This is a genomic window from Clostridium sp. UBA7503 (assembly GCF_002477055.1).
GTDB classification, from domain to species: domain Bacteria; phylum Bacillota; class Clostridia; order Clostridiales; family Clostridiaceae; genus Clostridium_J; species Clostridium_J sulfidigenes.
In genome coordinates this window covers 159,719-177,154 of sequence record NZ_DLNT01000045.1, presented here as the reverse complement: position 1 = coordinate 177,154, position 17,436 = coordinate 159,719, and the positions used below count along the sequence as shown (strand labels likewise).

The window sequence follows — 17,436 nt, the reverse complement described above, 5'->3', positions numbered from 1 at the left end:
GTGAGTGAAATCACAGTTGTTGGTTCTTTTTTTATGATAACTACTCAAGCTGTATTAAAAGGATTAGATGCAGATTTGAGTAAGGTTACTATATTGTATTTGATGAGATATTTAAGATTATGACTAAAAATGCAGGTCAGATTCAGTACGTAAGTATATTATCTAGCCTGCAAGTGATCAGATAAATTATACACATAAGATATAAAAAGGAAACTTCATGTAATAGATTTAATAGATTAAAGAAATTTATTTAAGTTCTAATTTACATTTAGTTAACAGTCTTGTTTTGGATTATCTACAGTAACGGATGATAGTCTTGCAGCGAAAACGCCAATATTACCTGTAATAGCACCTTCAGTACCTTCACCAACTGTCACTATTACAGCATAGGTGCAACATTCATTTAAACATGAATCGCAATCACATACAAAGAATGTGAACGTCCTAGCAATAAGAGATGGCGTCGCTACTGTAAAAGAAAATGGTCCTCCTATTGGAAGTGGCTGTTGATTATCACAGAATTTAAATAATTGAAATATTAAGGTTCCGGAAAAACCTATTCCAATTAGATTACTTGTAAATTCAAGCTTTGTACATGGATTACAGAATTTAGAAGTATCTATGGTGATAGTAGCAACAGTAGCAGTAGTTCCTACTAGTGAGCCAGGTAGTACTACTTGACCAGGTTCGCCGCATTTTAAATCAACTGGACATTGGGAGTCACAGTTACAACTTTGAGCATAATTTAAATCAACTTCTGACATTGGATTCATAGATTATTTCCTCCTAACATATTGAAAAATATTAATAATACAACTTAGAATTAATGTGAATTTTTTTTAAGTAGGCTGATTTAGTGCTTATTAGAAAATTCTTATAATACAGGATATTAAATAAATGAAGAATAGTGATTATTTTTTATGAATATTTGCTTTTAGTAAGCAAATTGAGTTAAATATGTTCTTTGAAAATTCAATAATACAGTCTGAGGGGATTTTTATGGGGTATATAAATATGCAAACTTAGTAAGTAGTGCTAAGAAACCTATAAATAACAATCCCAAAATGAACATGGAATTTTATTGTAAAAGACTACCCTATATTATATAATATGGTAATAGTTTATAAAATTTGGTCTAAATATATAATATTAGGGGGGATTAAATGTCAAAATATAATTTGTTCTCGAAAAAGAAACTTGGGATCCTTGATATAATTGGAATTCCAGTTCATTACTGCCCCTTTTATACTATTTCAATTGCGGTTGTTAGTTTTTTTAGTGGTATAGTTCCAACACTTTCACTTTTAGCCACTTCACATTTCATCAATTCTTCAATATTGTTTTTCACAGAGGGCTTGGGTGAAACTCATATCAAAATGTCAGTATTGGCAATTATTTTATGTATACTGTATTTGAGTTTTTCTCCTTTATTGATGGAGTATCTTAATAGGAAGCTTGAAAATGGTTTAATGGAGAATTTTTCTGTTTCTTTAATTAGTAGGATTGCATCACTAAAATATGAGTATCTTGAGGATGATTCAAGCTTAGATTTAATATCTAGAGTTTCTAGACAACCTGAGATCCAATGTGTTAAGTCTTATGGACAAGCGTTGGGAGCATTTAGTCTAATACTAAAAATCATAGGGATTATGAGCGTTCTTCTCTTTAACGTTGCCTGGGCTGCATTAGCAATTGCATTAATAGCAATACCAACATTTCGTATTGCTATAAGGGGAGGCAAAGAAAATTATGAAGCAAATAGAGAGTGTGAAAAACATATAAGAAAAGCGGGATACCTATCAGAAATTCTAACTGGAAGAAATGCTACCAAAGAAAGAATTCTTTTTAACTTCTCAAAGAAGGTTAATGATTGGTGGCATAAGCAATACGAAATTGCAAGAAATATTAAGTTTAAAGCCAGTTTAAAATGGTTAAAGGAGTCTGAAATTGGTGGAACTTTAACCTCTTTACTGATAGCTGTTATTATTTTAATTCTTGTATTTCCATTAAAAACAGGTTTATTGTCTATAGGACTATTTATTTCAATTGTTAATAGTATTCTGTCATTAATTCCAGATTTGGCTTGGCAATTACCAGAGTATACTGAAGCTATAGCTGAATCAAAAGAGTATTTAGAAGATTTTACAAAGTTATTGTCATTAAAGTATAAGAATGAGTACTTGTGCGTTCCATCAGAGAATCCGACTACGGTGTACCGCATAGAATTTAGGAATGTAACATTTAGATACCCAGGAACTAAACATGATGTATTGAAAAACCTTAACCTTGTCATTGAAAGAGGAATGCACTATGCTTTTGTTGGTGCTAATGGTTCCGGAAAGACAACAATCACTAAACTACTAACGGGATTGTATGAGGAATTTGAAGGAGATATTCTTATCAATGGCATTTCAATTAAGACGTACAGCCAACAAGAATTAAAATCCATGTTTGCTATAGTATATCAGGACTTTGCTAAATATGAGATTTCATTGAAGGATAATATAGCATTAGGAGATGTAAACAGTTATAGCACTCAACGTCTTGAAGAAGCAATTAAAGAAAGTGGATTAAAGGAGTTAGTACAAGAACTACCTAGAGGTATAGATAGCTCTATTGGGAGAATTGTTAAAGAGAGTATTGATTTATCAGGTGGACAATGGCAACGAGTTGCCATTGCAAGAACATTATTAAGTAATGCTTCCTTAAGAATTTTGGATGAACCAACGGCAGCACTAGATCCAGTGAAAGAGAGTCAACTTTATGAGAACTTTGAAAAAATTAATCATGGGAAGACCACACTTCTCATTAGCCATCGATTAGCTTCAACGAAACTTGCAGATGTTATTTATGTAATTGAAGAGGGAACTGTAAGTGAACAAGGTAATTTTGATGAACTGATGAAAATCAATGGTTCTTATGCTGAAATGTTCAATAGTCAGAGGAGGTGGTATGAGAATGAAAACTAATAGAAAATCTGACTGCAGTATAATTGTTCAAGCATTTCAAAAGGTAATTGGTGCCTGTCCAATGTATTTTCTATTTATTTGTATCATTGACTTACTATTGGGTTTAACACTTGCTCTTAACACCTTGGCCCTTGACAACTTTTTTAGCCTTGTTGGTCAATATGTTGCTGGAAAAACAGTATTAAGTGGAGTATTGAGTTCTCTTATATTACTTATCCTTTGTATTTTGGCAAACCCAGTATTAAATGGACTAAGTACAGTTTTTTGTTTAGACTATGAACGTAAGGTGATAGGAAAACTTGAAAAGATGTTCAATGATAAATGTGCTATGCAACAAACAGCTAGTTTTGAGGAAACTTCTTTTTTAGATGGTATTAATAAGGCTCAGAAAGGTGTAAAAAATAGTGTATCACTTATAACAGGAATTGTGGATGCTACACTAACCTATATCCCTTATTTTTTAATTATCGGTGTATACCTTTATAGCTTAAAACCAAACTTAATTGTAGTCATTTTTTTATTTTCCATTCCTATTATGTTCTCTCAAATGTTTAAAAGTAAATTATATGCTAGACTGGAAGATAAGGCTGCACCCTTGCGTAGAGAATGTGAGCATTATGGGGAATGCATCATTGGCAAAGAAAAATTTAAGGAAACAAGATTACTTGGAGCATACAATTTCTTTATTAAGAGATATAAGAACAGATTGCAAACTCTAAATAATGTTACAATGAAGACTCAAGTTAAATCAATAAGGATTGAATTGTTATTTAAAATTCCTGTGTTATTGGGACATGTAATTACACTGCTATTACTTGTTAGGTATCTTCTTGACGGTTCTATTTCAGTAGGAAACTTTGGTGCTGTTTTAGCTTCAACTGGAATGATTATGAATATGTTGGAGCAGATGATTTGCTATATAATAGGAAACTCAATGAAGCAGATTGGTACTGTGGATAACTATCTTAAATTTATGAATATAAAAGAACCAGTAGGAAAGCAAATTAACTATGAAAAAGCTCCAGCCATTGAGCTTAAGGATGTTTCCTTTAGTTATCCAGGGAGTAAGAAAGATGTTATTTCAAAGGTATCTATAAAATTTGATAGTGAGGAAGTCATAGCTATTGTAGGAGAAAATGGTGCTGGGAAAAGTACATTAGTAAAGCTGATTTCTGGGATTTATTTACCTAATAAAGGTAGTGTATATTTTAACGGTGAAGATACTAGAGGATTAGATCCTAAAACCTTGATGAGTAATATTTCTAGTGTCTTTCAGGACTACCAACGCTACAAGATGACACTGCAGGATAATATCAGTATAAGTGATACATCAACCACTGTGATAAATCAATGTGCTCAGAACTCATTAAAAGAAGCTAATTTAAATGTGAAATCCAAAGCATTTCCACAGGGAATGAATACAATGCTTTCACGAGATTTTGATGGTGTGGATCTTTCAGGAGGACTTTGGCAAAGAGTAGCCATTGCAAGAGGATTTTATAAGAAACATAATATGATTCTTCTTGATGAGCCTACAGCTGCAATTGATCCAGTAGAAGAATCTAAATTATATATGAAATTTATTGAGTTATCAAAAGGAAAAACATCTTTTATTGTTACTCATCGCTTATCTCTAACTAAAATGGCAGATAGGGTAGTTGTAATGGATCAAGGTAAAGTTGTTCAAATAGGAACTCACAAAGAATTAATTAGTGTAAAAGGAAAGTATCAAGAACTGTATAGTTCTCAAAGTAAGTGGTATGTAGAAAACTAATATGATGAAAATAGATATTCAAAGGAGTTTGCTTCAAAGAAAATACAGTTAGAACCTTGAGAAATCAGGGTTCTTTTTAAGTGCAAAAGGTTATATGTTTTTAAAGACATAGTAAGGATACAATGAAAGTGATATAATAAAGCGAATGAGTATGACTTTTGAAGAAGAATACGTGAAAAAGCATAATAAGGAGAATTTAGATTGAATCATTAAGAAGATAGATTAGAGGAGGATACATAATGAAAATTTCAAAAGAAGATGCGTTAATGTGGTTTGAGTTTTTTGCCATGCTGCCAGAAGATGAGGAGCTTATGACAAAACAACAGGAAATTATATATGCTACCTTTGCACAAATAGAGGAGTCAATTGATCATAGAAATAATATGTTAATGTCAGAAATTAAAGACTTAAAAACTCTAGGGAATAGAACTTATTTTGTGGGAAATGAAAGAAAGTTTGCAATGGGATGCCGTTCTTGTCTTATGGGAACTGGCTTAAGTGCAATTAGAAAAACAAACAAATGTAATATAGAGTGTAAGTTCTGCTATAACTATGGAGAATTAGAGGATCAGCCTCCTATAGGTGAAGGTATGTGGGAAATCGGAGGTACAAAGTTTTATGAGAAGGATATAGATTTACTTCTTTCCATCCATAAGAAACCTACTGGGGTATGCTATGTTTATTTAGAGCCTTTTATGGAAATTGAAAAGTACTATCCTGTTATAAAAAAGTTTAGTGAGGCAGGGGTTCATCAACATTTATACACCAATGGAACTTTAGCTACGGAAGAAACCTTGAAGGCTTTAGCAGAAGCTGGCCTTAATGAGATAAGATTCAACCTAGGGGCAACTAATTGTGCAGATAAAGTTATAAAAAATATTGGACTTGCTAAAAAATATATTAAAAATGTAGGTATTGAAACTCCAATGACTCCTGAGTTTTTTGAAGGATTTTTTGAGAAAAAAGAAACAATTTTGAACACAAATTTGGATTTTATAAATTGTGCAGAGCTACATTTAAATGAGAATAACATACACAATTATGAAGGCGAAAATATGTATATTTCTAGACATGGCTATATTTCTCCAACTTGGAGCAGAGAATTAACTCTTAAATTCATGAAAATAGCTGAGGAGGAAAACTGGGATTTAGCAGTTCATGATTGCTCAAATCATACAAAATTTGCGAGAAACTTAAATTTGAGTAGCAAAGAAGGTAAGTGGTTCGGAGCTAGTAGCTATGGCTGTGAGTTTTCAAGGATACCATACGAAGTATTTTTACCAATACTTAAAGATGACAACTTTAAGTTTTTAACTGAAGAAGAACTGCCTGAGGGCTATAAAGCAGGAGAGCTGTTTTTCTAAAGAATCTTGTCATTTTGTTTTCGAACTTATATGAGTGACTTTTAGTCATGAAAATTCTTATTTTTATTACTGGTGATGGCTTATGGATTGGAAAAGTATCATAGGATTAGAATGGACGAGTTTATTTTGTGTGAAGAGTTGACAAATTAGATGTAGGTAAGATTGTGGAGATAGGATAGATGAAGTCATGAATTGCACTTAGATGTGGTTCATGACTTTTAATTAGTTTTATATCAAAATGTAGAATGTAAACAAAAAAGACACATAATGCATCTTTTTTATTTAAGAAGTAATACTGGAAGGAAAGAAAAAATGTCAAATGCAATATGAACAATCCAAGTTACCCAAATTGAATCAGTTTTCTTAAATAGATAATTAAGAATTAATCTAGATGGTATGATAGTAATTAAAACTTGTAGTAAGTTAAATCCATATGAAGGTAGGTGCCATACTGCAAACAAAACTGCACATAAAAGTGAAGCTTGCCAGAATTTCATTCCTAGCTTTTTCCATCCTCCATATAATAATGGGATACATAATAATTCTTCACCCATTAGAAGTAAAGGAATATGTGATCCAACATAGGTCCAAGTTAATACACTATTAATTTCATTTGCAACAGGCTGAGCAACTGAAATGGCTTTCCATACAATACCAAATATTAATGAAGTTATTATTAACAATGGAATACCTATTATTGTCCATTTAAAGCTAAAGTGCTTAAACCACTCTGTAAATTCATCTCTTAAAATAAGAAAAGAAAATCCTCCAGCTAAGATAGCATTAAATACTACACTTATAGGGTCTAATATCTTAAAACTAATTGGTACGATACGAAGAACCTGAAAACATATTGCTATTATTATCATTCCTAAAATTAACGTAAGTCCTGATTTGTTACTTTTATATTTTTCCATAAAACTCCTCCTCAATATATTATAAATTTAACTATTAATCATTAAATTTAATCGACAAATTAATTATATTTATCAGTTAAATTTCTGTCAAGTGACTTAAGTAACTACATTTTAAGAGATGATATCATGTTACCAAGTAAAGAAACAGAAGAAAAGGAATTGGAAATAGCAGGACAATTAAATTGCCGTCAAGGGGATACCAGTTTCAAGAGTCATCTTTTTTGAACACTCAAGGCATGTGGAGACGGTAGTAAGATAGTAAAGAAATAGGCTGAAATCAAAGGTTTTAGAGGACCTTAAGTAAATATTGAAGTGTGTTTTATGTTCACTCATAGAATTTATAGGAAAAAAGACGAAAAATATAAGAGCAACTATTGTGTACAAAGCTTGAGATCAATTGGTATTAGGTTAATAATATATAAAGGTTTGTTAAAGTTAAATCTAACTTTTATAAGTCTTTTTTACTGTGATGAAATATTTTTATTCTTATAATAATAGGACAAAATATCAAGTTTTATTATTTAATGCATGATATTATAATTACAGGCGCCTAGGTATGAGGTATTGATAATAGATATGTATGAGAGAATTAAAAAGAGTATTGATTTTATAGAGATAAACCTGACTGAACATATAAGTCTTAATGAAGTTGCAAGCAAAGCTTTTTGTTCGCTTTCATATTTTCACAATGCATTTCGCATAATGACAGGAATAGCTTTAAAAGAGTATATTAGAAATCGTAGGTTAGTTTCTTCTGATTATGAGCTTGTGAATACAGATGGGATGATAATAGATTTAGCTTATAGATATCAATATGAAACACCGGAGTCATTTACCAGGGCTTTTACTAAAATGTTTGGAGTGACTCCAAGTGTGTATAGGAAAAATAACAAACATGCAATTGTTTTTCAAAAGATTGATATATTACAGATGAGTCTGAAAATTTTACAAGAAGGGTATTTCATGGATCCTAAAATAATAGACATGGAAGAAATAAAGATTATAGGAATAGAACTTAGAACTTCTTGTGACGACAGTGAATTTTCAATGGGGATAAAGGAGCTTTGGAGTAGATAATTTAATGAAGAAGTTGGAGATAATATACCTAATCAAATTAACCAAAGTACAACTTTAGGTGAAAATATGCAGTGTTTGCTGCTAGAGGAGAAAGTAAAAAAGATATAGGACGTAGATTAGGACAGGCGTGGAGTTATTTTTTTACTATTTGGCTACCACAGTCAGTGTATACTCAGCTTGGTATATCCTCGCCAGATTCAGTTTCTCCATCTGATAGTGAAGCAGCACCAGATTTTGAGTGGTATGATGAAAGATTTACTGAAAATGGTTTTGAGGTAGATGTTTATATTCCAATAAAATAGATTTTTATAGCACTATCCCCTTTGCTATCAAGAGGGTAGTTTTCACTAAAATCACAATACTAGAGTTTTAAGGTTTTTAAATGAATAAATCATTATGATATAGTTCAATTATCAAAATATTTTGCAATTGGAAATATACTAGTCATTTTCTAACTGTATAAAGCAATTGATATTGTTAAAATTGGAGGAATTACTTTATGGAAAAATTTTTAGAGTATTTTGGAAAATATACCCTGCTAGCTGATGGAGCTGTAGCAACCTTTAAAATTGAGTATTTAACCTCTCTTTTAGTTGCTACTTTCGTAATCTTCATGGGTAGAGCGATGGTTAGAAAATTTAAGTTTCTGAAAAAGTATGCTATACCAGCACCAGTTGTGTCAGGATTACTATTGTCAATTGTAATATCAATCATTAAAGGGGCTAGTATTATTGGATTGAGCTTTGATAAAGCACTTATTCAAGATTTATGTCAGAACATATTTTTCTTGTGTGTAGGTTTTGGTTTCAGTACAAAAATGCTGAAAAAAGCAGGATGGAAATTATGTGGTAAAATTGCAATTGCAGCTTGTCTTATAATCACACTTCAGAACATACTAGGACTTCTTATAGGAAAGGCAATAGGGTTACATCCACTACTTGCTCTACAATGTTCTTCTTCAGCAATGAGTGGTGGTGTTGGAACAGCGTCTGCGTTTGGTATAACCTTTGAGGCGGCAGGGGTTGCTAGTGCAGTTACAATCGGTGTTGCAGCTGCAACTATTGGAAACGTTATGGGTTCTTTAATTGGTGGTCCAGTTAGAGATTTCTTAATAAACCGCAATAAGTTAAAGCCAGATCCAAATGATAGACCAGAAGGCGAAGGAAAAGGAGAAGTTGTAGAATTAAATGCAAATAGATTGATTTCTGCATTTGCATTAATATTGTTACTTGCTGGTTTAGGAATGCCAATATATGCGTTACTTGATAACATTCCATGTAGAGAAATGCCTAAATTCATAGGCTGTATTTTCGCAGGTGCTATTGGACGTAATGTGATGGAAGCTCTTAATATTGAGTTTTATACTGCAGAAATAGATGCAATTGAGCACATGTTTTTGGAATTGTACTTAGTATTAGTACTTATGAGTATCGATATTATTGCATTAATTCCAGTTGCAGGTAAAATAGGAGTTATATTATTAGCACAAGGTCTACTAGTTGCTGAATTTGCAATTTTTGTTTCTTACAGAATGTTTGGAAAAAACTACGGTGCAGCTGTTATGGCAGCAGGAAACGTTGGATGGACTTATGGATCTGGTTCAACTTATGAACTATTTAGAGATAAAGAATATTTGCATAATATATATTCCCTTTATCTAATCAATTTAACATAATCTATCTACGGCGTAATGGTATTGGCATAGCTTTAAAAATTAATCTTCCAGACAAAACATAACAAAAAAAGTCGGGAATAACTGCTTGAAAAGCAATATGATATAAATGTAGACAGGAGTGATGAGTATGGGATGGATTGAATGTATTGGTGAAGCTATTAGTTACATCGAGGAAAATATTACCGAAGAACTTACAATGGAGAAAATTGCAACACAGGCTTTGGTGTCACCTTTTTATTTCCAAAAAGGATTTGCAATGCTTTGTGGTTTTACGGTTGGAGAGTATATTAGACAACGTAGGCTTACTCTTGCCGGCAGTGAGCTTGTATCTACTGATGAGAAAATTATTGATATTGCAGTGAAATATGGCTATAACTCACCAGATAGTTTCACAAAAGCCTTCACTCGTTTCCATGGTGTCACACCTACTGCAGTTCGAAAAGACGGAGCAATGATTAAATCTTTTGGGACCTTAAAAATCAAATTTTCATTGGAAGGCGGTTATATTATGGATTACAAAATTGTTGAAAAAGATTCATTTACAGTTATGGGAGTATCAAAGGTATTTAAATATGATAGTGCAACTAGAGAAATTCCACAGTTTTGGACAGAGCATTATCAAACAGGAAAGGGTAAAGTTGTGTGCGGAATGTACGGTGTATGCATTGATGAGAGTATGGGTTCAGATGAATTTGAATATTTGATTGCCGATAATTATACTCCATCCACATTAACTCCAGAGGGTTTTATTACAAAGATTATTCCTAAACACACTTGGGCTATTTTTGCTTGCAAGGGTGCAATGCCAAAATCATTGCAAGATGTAAACCAAAAAATATTCTCAGAATGGCTACCTAACTGTAAAGATTATGAAATTGCAGCTGGTTATAACATTGAAATGTATACAAATATAGCTGATTATCCAAAGGGTAATCAGGATGAAAATTATTACAGTGAAATTTGGATTCCTGTTAAGAAAAAATAATTAAATCAATTAAGGAAATACTGGATACAAAAACTTTTTTAAAGGCACTAAGATAATAAAATCTTGGTGCTTTCTTTTTACGTATTATTTTAATAACAGAGGTTTATTAATGAAAAATATTAACCTATAGAGACTGGTGTTAGTATCTAATTGTGGACACTAAAAGCTTACAGAAGTAAAATATAACTATAAAGAGGAGATACTCATCTCATTACAAACCTTACAACAAATGTAAGTGTTAATTGATAAGTTTTTATTGTACGGTATTTATAGTGGTAGTAAAGGAGGATATGATATGAGAATTTCAGATAAGTTGCTTCAAGTTCAGGAAGTGCATAAGATATATGGTGAGGGGCAAAGTGAAACTGCCGCATTGAAGGGTATTACCTTTGATGTTCTTCCAGGAGAGTTTCTTGGAATCATGGGTGCAAGTGGGTCAGGTAAGACCACGTTGCTTAATTGCATTGCAACTATGCTTAAGCCAACCTCTGGTCAAATATTACTTAAGGGTGAGAATATTTCTTCATTTAGAGGAGCCCAGTTAGCAAAATATAGAGGGAACGATATAGGATATTTATTTCAAGAATTTGAGCTGTTAGATAATTTAACTTCTAGAGAAAATATTGTTTTGCCTTTGTCTATTCATGGGGAAAATCCTAAAAAACAAGAGGCTCAACTCCAAAAATTAGCTAGGCAATTTGATATTGGGGAGGTATTAAATAAATTTCCTTCTCAAATGTCAGGAGGTCAGAAGCAGAGAGTTGCAGCAGCAAGAGCATTGATTTCCAATCCAAGCATTGTGTTAGCAGATGAGCCAACTGGTGCTTTGGATACAAAAAATGCAAAAATCCTGATGGAAAAGCTATCTTGCACTAATGAAGAGGAGGAGTCCACCATTTTGATGGTTACTCATGATGCTAATGCAGCAAGCTTTTGCTCAAGAATCTTATTTATCCAAGATGGTGTTATTTTTCATGAGCTTCGAAAGGAAGTACCTGGGGAGACTCAGAACTCTTTTTATGAACGAATCTTAACTGTTATGGCACAGTTGGGAGGAGGCAGTACCAATGTTCTTTAATTTTATCAAAGAAAATAGTCATAAGACTCGAAAAGAAAATGGGGTTTATTTTGCCTCACTAGTTATTTCTATTGTTGCTTTTTATGTGATACTTTCCCTTGGAGAGCAAGACGTTATGATTTATCTAAAGACCGTTGAGAGTGATGCTGTTACAAAGCTTCTGTTAATGATACCGGTACTTTATGCTGTATCCTTGTTCTTCGTATTTTTCCTTGCTTATTTTGCAAATAAGTACCAATTACAACGTCGCAGTCATGAATTTGGTATTTACTTAATGATGGGGATGAGGCGAAGCAAGTTATTCGCAATGGTAATGAGTGAAACATTGTGGAATGGTTTAGTGGCTTTGCTAATTGGAATTCCAGTTTCTTTATTTTTAACAGAGTTAATTAGTCTTGCAACTTCTAGACTTATAGGAATGGGTATTATTGGTCATAAGTTTCGTATATCTTGGGTTGGGCTAGGATTAACGGTATTAGGTTTTATTATGGTTCAATTAGTAGCTATGTTTATCCTTAGCTTGAAAATGAGCAAGAAGGAACCTGCGGATTTGCTTAATGAACAGAAGGAAAAAGACCAAAGAAGCCTTTCGCCTGTATGGGGCTTGATTAGTTTGCTACTTGGAGCAGTTTTGTTGTGCATAGCTTATGTGCTAGCAATTTTTTATTTGAGTAGCCTTGATTTTGTGATATTTGCATTAATAATGGTTATAGGAATCAGTGGAACCTTTATGCTATTTCGTGGATTGGGAAGTTTGATTGGAATATGGATAAAGGGAAAAAGTAGCTCGTCTACTGGATTATTTATATTTACGGGAAGACAACTTCAGGAGAATGTTCTACATCAATGGAGTTCACTTGCTATATCATCACTGCTAATTCTTATGGCTATGGTTTGTTTTTCTTTTGGTATTTCCACAACGTTAAATAGAAGTGCAACATCTGCAAGAACTGTAGATTTCACTTTCAATGGTCAGGAAAAAGAAATTGTTTCTGCACTGACCTCAGAAAAACTGAAGCCTTACGTAAAAGACTATTATGCTATGAAACTTGGCTTTTTTCAATCTTCCCATGAAGAAACCTCTGAAGATGTAGCCACACATACTTTTCCTTGGGAAGGACTTGAAAAATCTATATCTAAAGAAAAAGATTCGGAGGAAAAAGAAAATTTATTGAGGAATTTATCTTATCAGGATAGACCATATTTAATTTCTCTTTCTAGTTATAATACATTACTTAAATCTACGGGTAAAGATCCTATTATACTAGGAAATAATGAAGTAGCAATGTATTCTAGTGAAGAATTTTCACGTTCTCATCAAATATTAAGGAAGGTGCTGCAGTCTAATCCAACGGTTAGTATAGACGAAAAACAATACAATTTGGTATCAACACTATATACAAGCAATATTGTTGCAGATAGAGCTATTACTCTTTCATATGCATTGATTGTATCAGATGATATGTATAATGCTTTAGTTGAAATCTCCAAAGACCAAGAGTCATACTTTTATAATATGGTTCTAAACTCTGATTTTGTTGAGGAAAAAGGTTTAATGCAAGCCATGTATGAAGTAGATGAGCTACTGAGTATATCAGGTCTAAACTATGAAAGCTATCTTTCTAGCATGGGTAGACGTTTGTTTTATATAGTGGCAGGAAGTTATACCACATTTTATTTAGGCATCATGTTCCTTATCATTGCAAACACGGTGTTAGGATTGAAGTTTCTTATGCAGCAAAGAAGTACAAGACATAGATATTCCACAGTATCTATGCTAGGAGCAAGTGTTGAATCATTGTGTTCATCTGCAAGGGTACAAATTTGGTGGTATTTCGGTTTAGTTATCTCCATAGCTTTTATTAGTTCTATTTTTGGTATTAAGGCTATGTTGAGAGTATTCCTAGTTATTCCAAATTCATCATCTTTAAAAAATGGTACTATACTTTTGATGGTAACAATTGCTCTTATTGTATTTATAGCTTTTGAACTTTGCTATATATGGATGATTCAGAGAAAGAGCGACGAAGAAATTAAGAAATTACAAGATATTGGGTAGGAGGTGAAAGGGTGGAAAAGATAGTCATTGTTGAAGACGACATCTTTCTACGTGCAGAGTTACAAAGTATATTAGAGAAAGAGGGATATGCTGTAGAGTGTATCTCCTCTTTTGATACTCCGTTGGAAGATATTGTTTCAGCTACTCCTTCAATAATTTTATTAGATTTAAATTTACCAAAGCTTTCTGGATTCGATATTTGTCGTGCACTAAAGGCTAGAGGAATAGGCCCAATTTTAGTGCTAACTTCACGTAACCAGCTACGTGACGAACTGCATGCATTAGCGTTAGGTGCAGATGATTATTTAACAAAGCCCTGCCATCCTAAACGTCTAATTGCTAGAATTGAAAAGCTACTTCATCTCTATGCCAATATACATGTTCTGCTAGAAGCTGGTGATTTTCAGTTAGATGAGAAGGCAAATGTGTTGTATGCTGGTAAGAACTCTATTTCATTATCTGAGAATGAAGGAATTATTATGAAGGCCTTAGTTAAAGCTTTCCCTTCAGAAGTAAAAAAGGAAGAGCTTTTTAATCTATTATGGGGAAGTAGCAATTATGTGGATGAGAATATACTACAAGTGAATATGACTAGACTACGCAAAACTCTTGATGAGGTTGGATTGTCTAATGTAATAAAGACTGTTAGAGGAGTTGGTTACAAATTAATAGGAGGTGGCTGTGAGTGAAGCTAAGAGACTTTTTAAATATTCTAAAGGAATCACGTCCTTGGGTATTACTTCTTGGCATAAGTAATGCCTTTTTTATTTTTATAGCTTGGACAGCGTATCCAGAAACTTTTGGACTTCTAGTTGGAATTATGATTATTTTTTCTATAACTATAATTGTTCTTGGTATGTTGTTAGCTTGGAAAATGAAGGTAAAGCAAGAGAGAACCTTCTATGATTTTCTTCGAGAGCCATCATCGGAGTATGAAAATCAATTAATAAAATCCATTGGTGAATTACATAGAGAAAAGATAAACCATCTAGCTAATAAGTTACGCATGTTAAATGACCAATTAGCTGAGATCAAGCTGCAATCTATAGATCATGAAGAATTTATCGAAAGTTGGGTTCATGAGATAAAGACACCGATTTCTTTGGCAACTTTGGTTTTGGAAAATCGTAAAGAAGAAATGTCAGAATTGGTGTATCAAAGACTTAAACATGCAAGAATTAATATCAGTGATGATGTTGAACAGATATTATTTTATGCGAGATTACAGGCATCCCATGTTGATTATCGATTAGAAAGAACCTCTTTAAATCTCTGCTATGACGATGTAAGGCTAGAACTTCAGGCATTACTGGATGAAAAAGAAGTTAAGGTTATTTCTAACATGGAAGATATCCCAATTATATCAGATGAAAAAGCACTTCAATTTATTTTTACTCAAATATTCATTAATGCAATTAAATACTCTAATGAAAAAGTTAACAGCTTTATTTGGTTAAAAACTGGTCTTGATGATGTAAAGAATGGATATTATTTAAGGATTTCTGATAATGGTATTGGGGTTTTAAATTCTGATCTTCCTTTTATTTTTGACAAAGGGTTTACAGGCGATAATACTAATCGTAGCCAGTCCACTGGTATAGGACTATACCTTGTAAAAAAATTATGTGATGAATTACAGATTGAAATTGAAGTTGAGTCTGAGTATGGGGAGGGGTTTTCAATTCAATTACTGTTCCCAATAATTAAATGGTCACCAAAAAGCAAAAATTCATTAAGAATCTAACTATAATTAGGATGAAATCATAGTGATAGTAGTGTATAGTTGATTATAAAAAATTATAATATGATAAAGCAAAAGATAAATATGACTATTTCTCTATATAAATATTTACATAGGGAAATAGGTATATAGCAAACTATTTATATATATAAATAGGGATATATTTAACTATATAACTATATAACTAGTAAACTAGTTGTTCTGATCATGCGGGTTTGAGCGCTTTTTGTTAATTTTCTAGTTAAATAAGAGGTAAGATTTTATAGTGAAATATCTTATAGATTATTAAAGGTTAAGATAGACAAAAGAAAAAATACAAATATTATAATGTTATGGTAAGGAGGATGAAGATGGTTTATTTAAGTGTGTTCACATTTCCCAATGATGATATGGAATTTGATTTTATAATAGAGGAAAAAAGAAGGTGCTACGATTCCTTTTATCCATTTAAGATATTATCAAAACATAGTTTTGAAAGAATTGATTTTGAACCAATTACGATTTTATATGGTGGAAATGGTTCGGGAAAATCAACGGCATTAAATGTGATAGCAGAAAAAACAGGAATCAATCGAGATTCTATTTATAATAAATCTAATTTCTATCCTGACTATATCAATATGTGTGAGATGCATCTTGAAGATGACATACCTAAAAATAGCAGAATTATAACAAGCGATGATGTATTTGATTATATGTTGAATATCAGAAACCTCAACGAAGGAATTGACCAAAAACGAGAAAAACTTTTTGAAGAATACTTAGATGCAAAATATTCTAATTTCCAAATGAAATCAATAGAAGATTATGAGCAACTAAAAAAAGTGAATACTGCAAGAAGTATAACTCAGTCAAAGTTTGTGAGAAAGGAAGTTATGGATAATGTAAGGGAGTATTCAAATGGGGAAAGTGCATTTCGATATTTTATTGAAAAAATTGGTGAAGATGGACTATATATATTGGATGAGCCTGAAAACAGCCTTTCTCCAAAACGTCAGATGGAATTAATGAAATTTATCGAGGACTCTGCACGGTTTTTAGGATGTCAATTTATCATATCAACACATTCCCCTTTTCTGCTTGCTATGGGTGGAGCAAAAATATATGATCTTGATGAAAATCCAGTTGATGTGAAAAAGTGGACAGAATTAGAGAATGTGCGTACATATTATGAATTTTTTAAGAGATATGAAAATGAGTTTAGATGATGCTGAGTATTCTATTTGCCTTATTTATGATATTTTCCTGTACACTCTACAATCTCAATCTCAATTACTGCAGTACCCTTAATCATTTTATCAGGAAGCTCTTTTCCAGCAAATTGAGGAGTGTACTTTTCTACCAGCCTATTTAGCACTTCATGTTTATAATCCAAGTCTTCAAGCAGTGAAGCATTTCCAATAATCACAACACTATTGTACTCTGCCTCAGTGTCACAAGCATTCTCGATATTGTCAGTCAAGAGACCAAACAATTCATCAACCTCAAAGCATATTTTGGGGTTTCGGTTTATATTGTCGATTTTTTGTCCCTTTGGTAGGCCATGAATATAAATTTTGTTATTGTAATAAATAAAGTGCATAGCAACCACATATGGATAACCATTTTCATTGATAGTAGCGAATCGTCCGGTATCTGCTCGATGAAGGAGCTCATCAATCTGCTCCAACGTTAATTGGAACTTCTTCATTCTATATTGCATAACTTAATTATCCCCCTAATCATGTAAATTTGATTTCTATTCAAGATATATATGTACTTGATATAGAATTAAACATATTGTATCATGTAAGTGAA

Annotated in this window: 16 protein-coding genes; 13 read left to right on the top strand and 3 right to left on the bottom strand. The window is 32.4% G+C overall.

What is annotated here, in order from left to right; all coding sequences use genetic code 11:
* On the top strand, positions 1-123 hold the full coding sequence (locus tag B3630_RS12795; RefSeq protein WP_346898744.1) for a hypothetical protein: 123 nt from the start codon (positions 1-3) through the stop codon (positions 121-123).
* A 149-nt stretch (positions 124-272) separates the two neighbouring features.
* On the opposite strand, the gene B3630_RS12790 is transcribed toward B3630_RS12795, so the two are convergent.
* Positions 273-773 carry a DUF4489 domain-containing protein gene (locus B3630_RS12790; RefSeq protein WP_346898742.1) on the bottom strand — a complete coding sequence of 167 codons (501 nt, stop codon included), beginning with the start codon at positions 771-773 and terminating at the stop codon, positions 273-275.
* Between the two features lie 390 nt (positions 774-1,163).
* Here B3630_RS12790 and B3630_RS12785 point away from each other — a divergent pair, with 390 nt between their 5' ends.
* The 3 genes from B3630_RS12785 (at position 1,164) to B3630_RS12775 (ending at position 6,107) form a co-directional block, all read left to right on the top strand.
* A complete protein-coding gene (locus tag B3630_RS12785) occupies positions 1,164-2,969 on the top strand; it encodes an ABC transporter ATP-binding protein (protein ID WP_346898740.1) in 1,806 nt (601 codons plus the stop codon).
* Complete coding sequence (locus B3630_RS12780) at positions 2,959-4,743, top strand: ABC transporter ATP-binding protein (RefSeq protein ID WP_346898738.1); 1,785 nt, start codon at positions 2,959-2,961, stop codon at positions 4,741-4,743. The genes B3630_RS12785 and B3630_RS12780 overlap by 11 nt, the downstream gene beginning before the upstream one ends.
* Before the next feature lie 239 nt (positions 4,744-4,982).
* Positions 4,983-6,107, top strand: coding sequence for a radical SAM protein (locus tag B3630_RS12775; RefSeq protein ID WP_346898736.1), 1,125 nt, complete (start codon positions 4,983-4,985; stop codon positions 6,105-6,107).
* 278 nt (positions 6,108-6,385) lie between these two features.
* Here B3630_RS12775 and B3630_RS12770 read toward each other — a convergent pair whose 3' ends face one another.
* Complete coding sequence (locus tag B3630_RS12770; protein ID WP_346898734.1) at positions 6,386-7,024, bottom strand: CPBP family intramembrane glutamic endopeptidase; 639 nt, start codon at positions 7,022-7,024, stop codon at positions 6,386-6,388.
* A 576-nt stretch (positions 7,025-7,600) separates the two neighbouring features.
* Between B3630_RS12770 and B3630_RS12765 the strand changes: the two genes are divergently transcribed.
* The 9 genes from B3630_RS12765 (at position 7,601) to B3630_RS12725 (ending at position 16,847) form a co-directional block, all read left to right on the top strand.
* Complete coding sequence (locus B3630_RS12765; protein WP_346898732.1) at positions 7,601-8,101, top strand: AraC family transcriptional regulator; 501 nt, start codon at positions 7,601-7,603, stop codon at positions 8,099-8,101.
* Positions 8,102-8,172: 71 nt separating this feature from the next.
* Positions 8,173-8,403, top strand: a complete 231-nt coding sequence (locus tag B3630_RS12760; protein ID WP_346898730.1) for a GyrI-like domain-containing protein — start codon at positions 8,173-8,175, stop codon at positions 8,401-8,403.
* Between the two features lie 197 nt (positions 8,404-8,600).
* Complete coding sequence (locus B3630_RS12755) at positions 8,601-9,776, top strand: sodium/glutamate symporter (RefSeq protein ID WP_346898728.1); 1,176 nt, start codon at positions 8,601-8,603, stop codon at positions 9,774-9,776.
* A 127-nt stretch (positions 9,777-9,903) separates the two neighbouring features.
* The gene (locus B3630_RS12750; RefSeq protein WP_346898726.1) at positions 9,904-10,761 is read left to right on the top strand and encodes an AraC family transcriptional regulator; all 858 of its coding nucleotides are present in this window, start codon (positions 9,904-9,906) and stop codon (positions 10,759-10,761) included.
* Positions 10,762-11,056: 295 nt separating this feature from the next.
* Positions 11,057-11,839 (top strand): ABC transporter ATP-binding protein, encoded by a 783-nt coding sequence (locus B3630_RS12745; protein WP_346898930.1) that lies wholly within the window; start codon positions 11,057-11,059, stop codon positions 11,837-11,839.
* Positions 11,829-13,898, top strand: a complete 2,070-nt coding sequence (locus B3630_RS12740) for an ABC transporter permease (RefSeq protein ID WP_346898724.1) — start codon at positions 11,829-11,831, stop codon at positions 13,896-13,898. Before B3630_RS12745 ends, B3630_RS12740 begins: the two co-directional genes overlap by 11 nt.
* Before the next feature lie 11 nt (positions 13,899-13,909).
* Entirely contained in the window at positions 13,910-14,587 is a 678-nt protein-coding gene (locus B3630_RS12735) for a response regulator transcription factor (protein ID WP_346898722.1), read from the top strand.
* Positions 14,584-15,642 carry a sensor histidine kinase gene (locus B3630_RS12730; RefSeq protein ID WP_346898720.1) on the top strand — a complete coding sequence of 353 codons (1,059 nt, stop codon included), beginning with the start codon at positions 14,584-14,586 and terminating at the stop codon, positions 15,640-15,642. The genes B3630_RS12735 and B3630_RS12730 overlap by 4 nt, the downstream gene beginning before the upstream one ends.
* 347 nt (positions 15,643-15,989) lie before the next feature.
* Positions 15,990-16,847: an AAA family ATPase gene (locus B3630_RS12725; RefSeq protein ID WP_346898718.1), complete on the top strand. Its 858-nt coding sequence runs from the start codon at positions 15,990-15,992 to the stop codon at positions 16,845-16,847.
* Positions 16,848-16,867: 20 nt separating this feature from the next.
* On the opposite strand, the gene B3630_RS12720 is transcribed toward B3630_RS12725, so the two are convergent.
* Entirely contained in the window at positions 16,868-17,341 is a 474-nt protein-coding gene (locus B3630_RS12720) for a pyridoxamine 5'-phosphate oxidase family protein (RefSeq protein ID WP_346898716.1), read from the bottom strand.
* Positions 17,342-17,436: the final 95 nt, after the last annotated feature.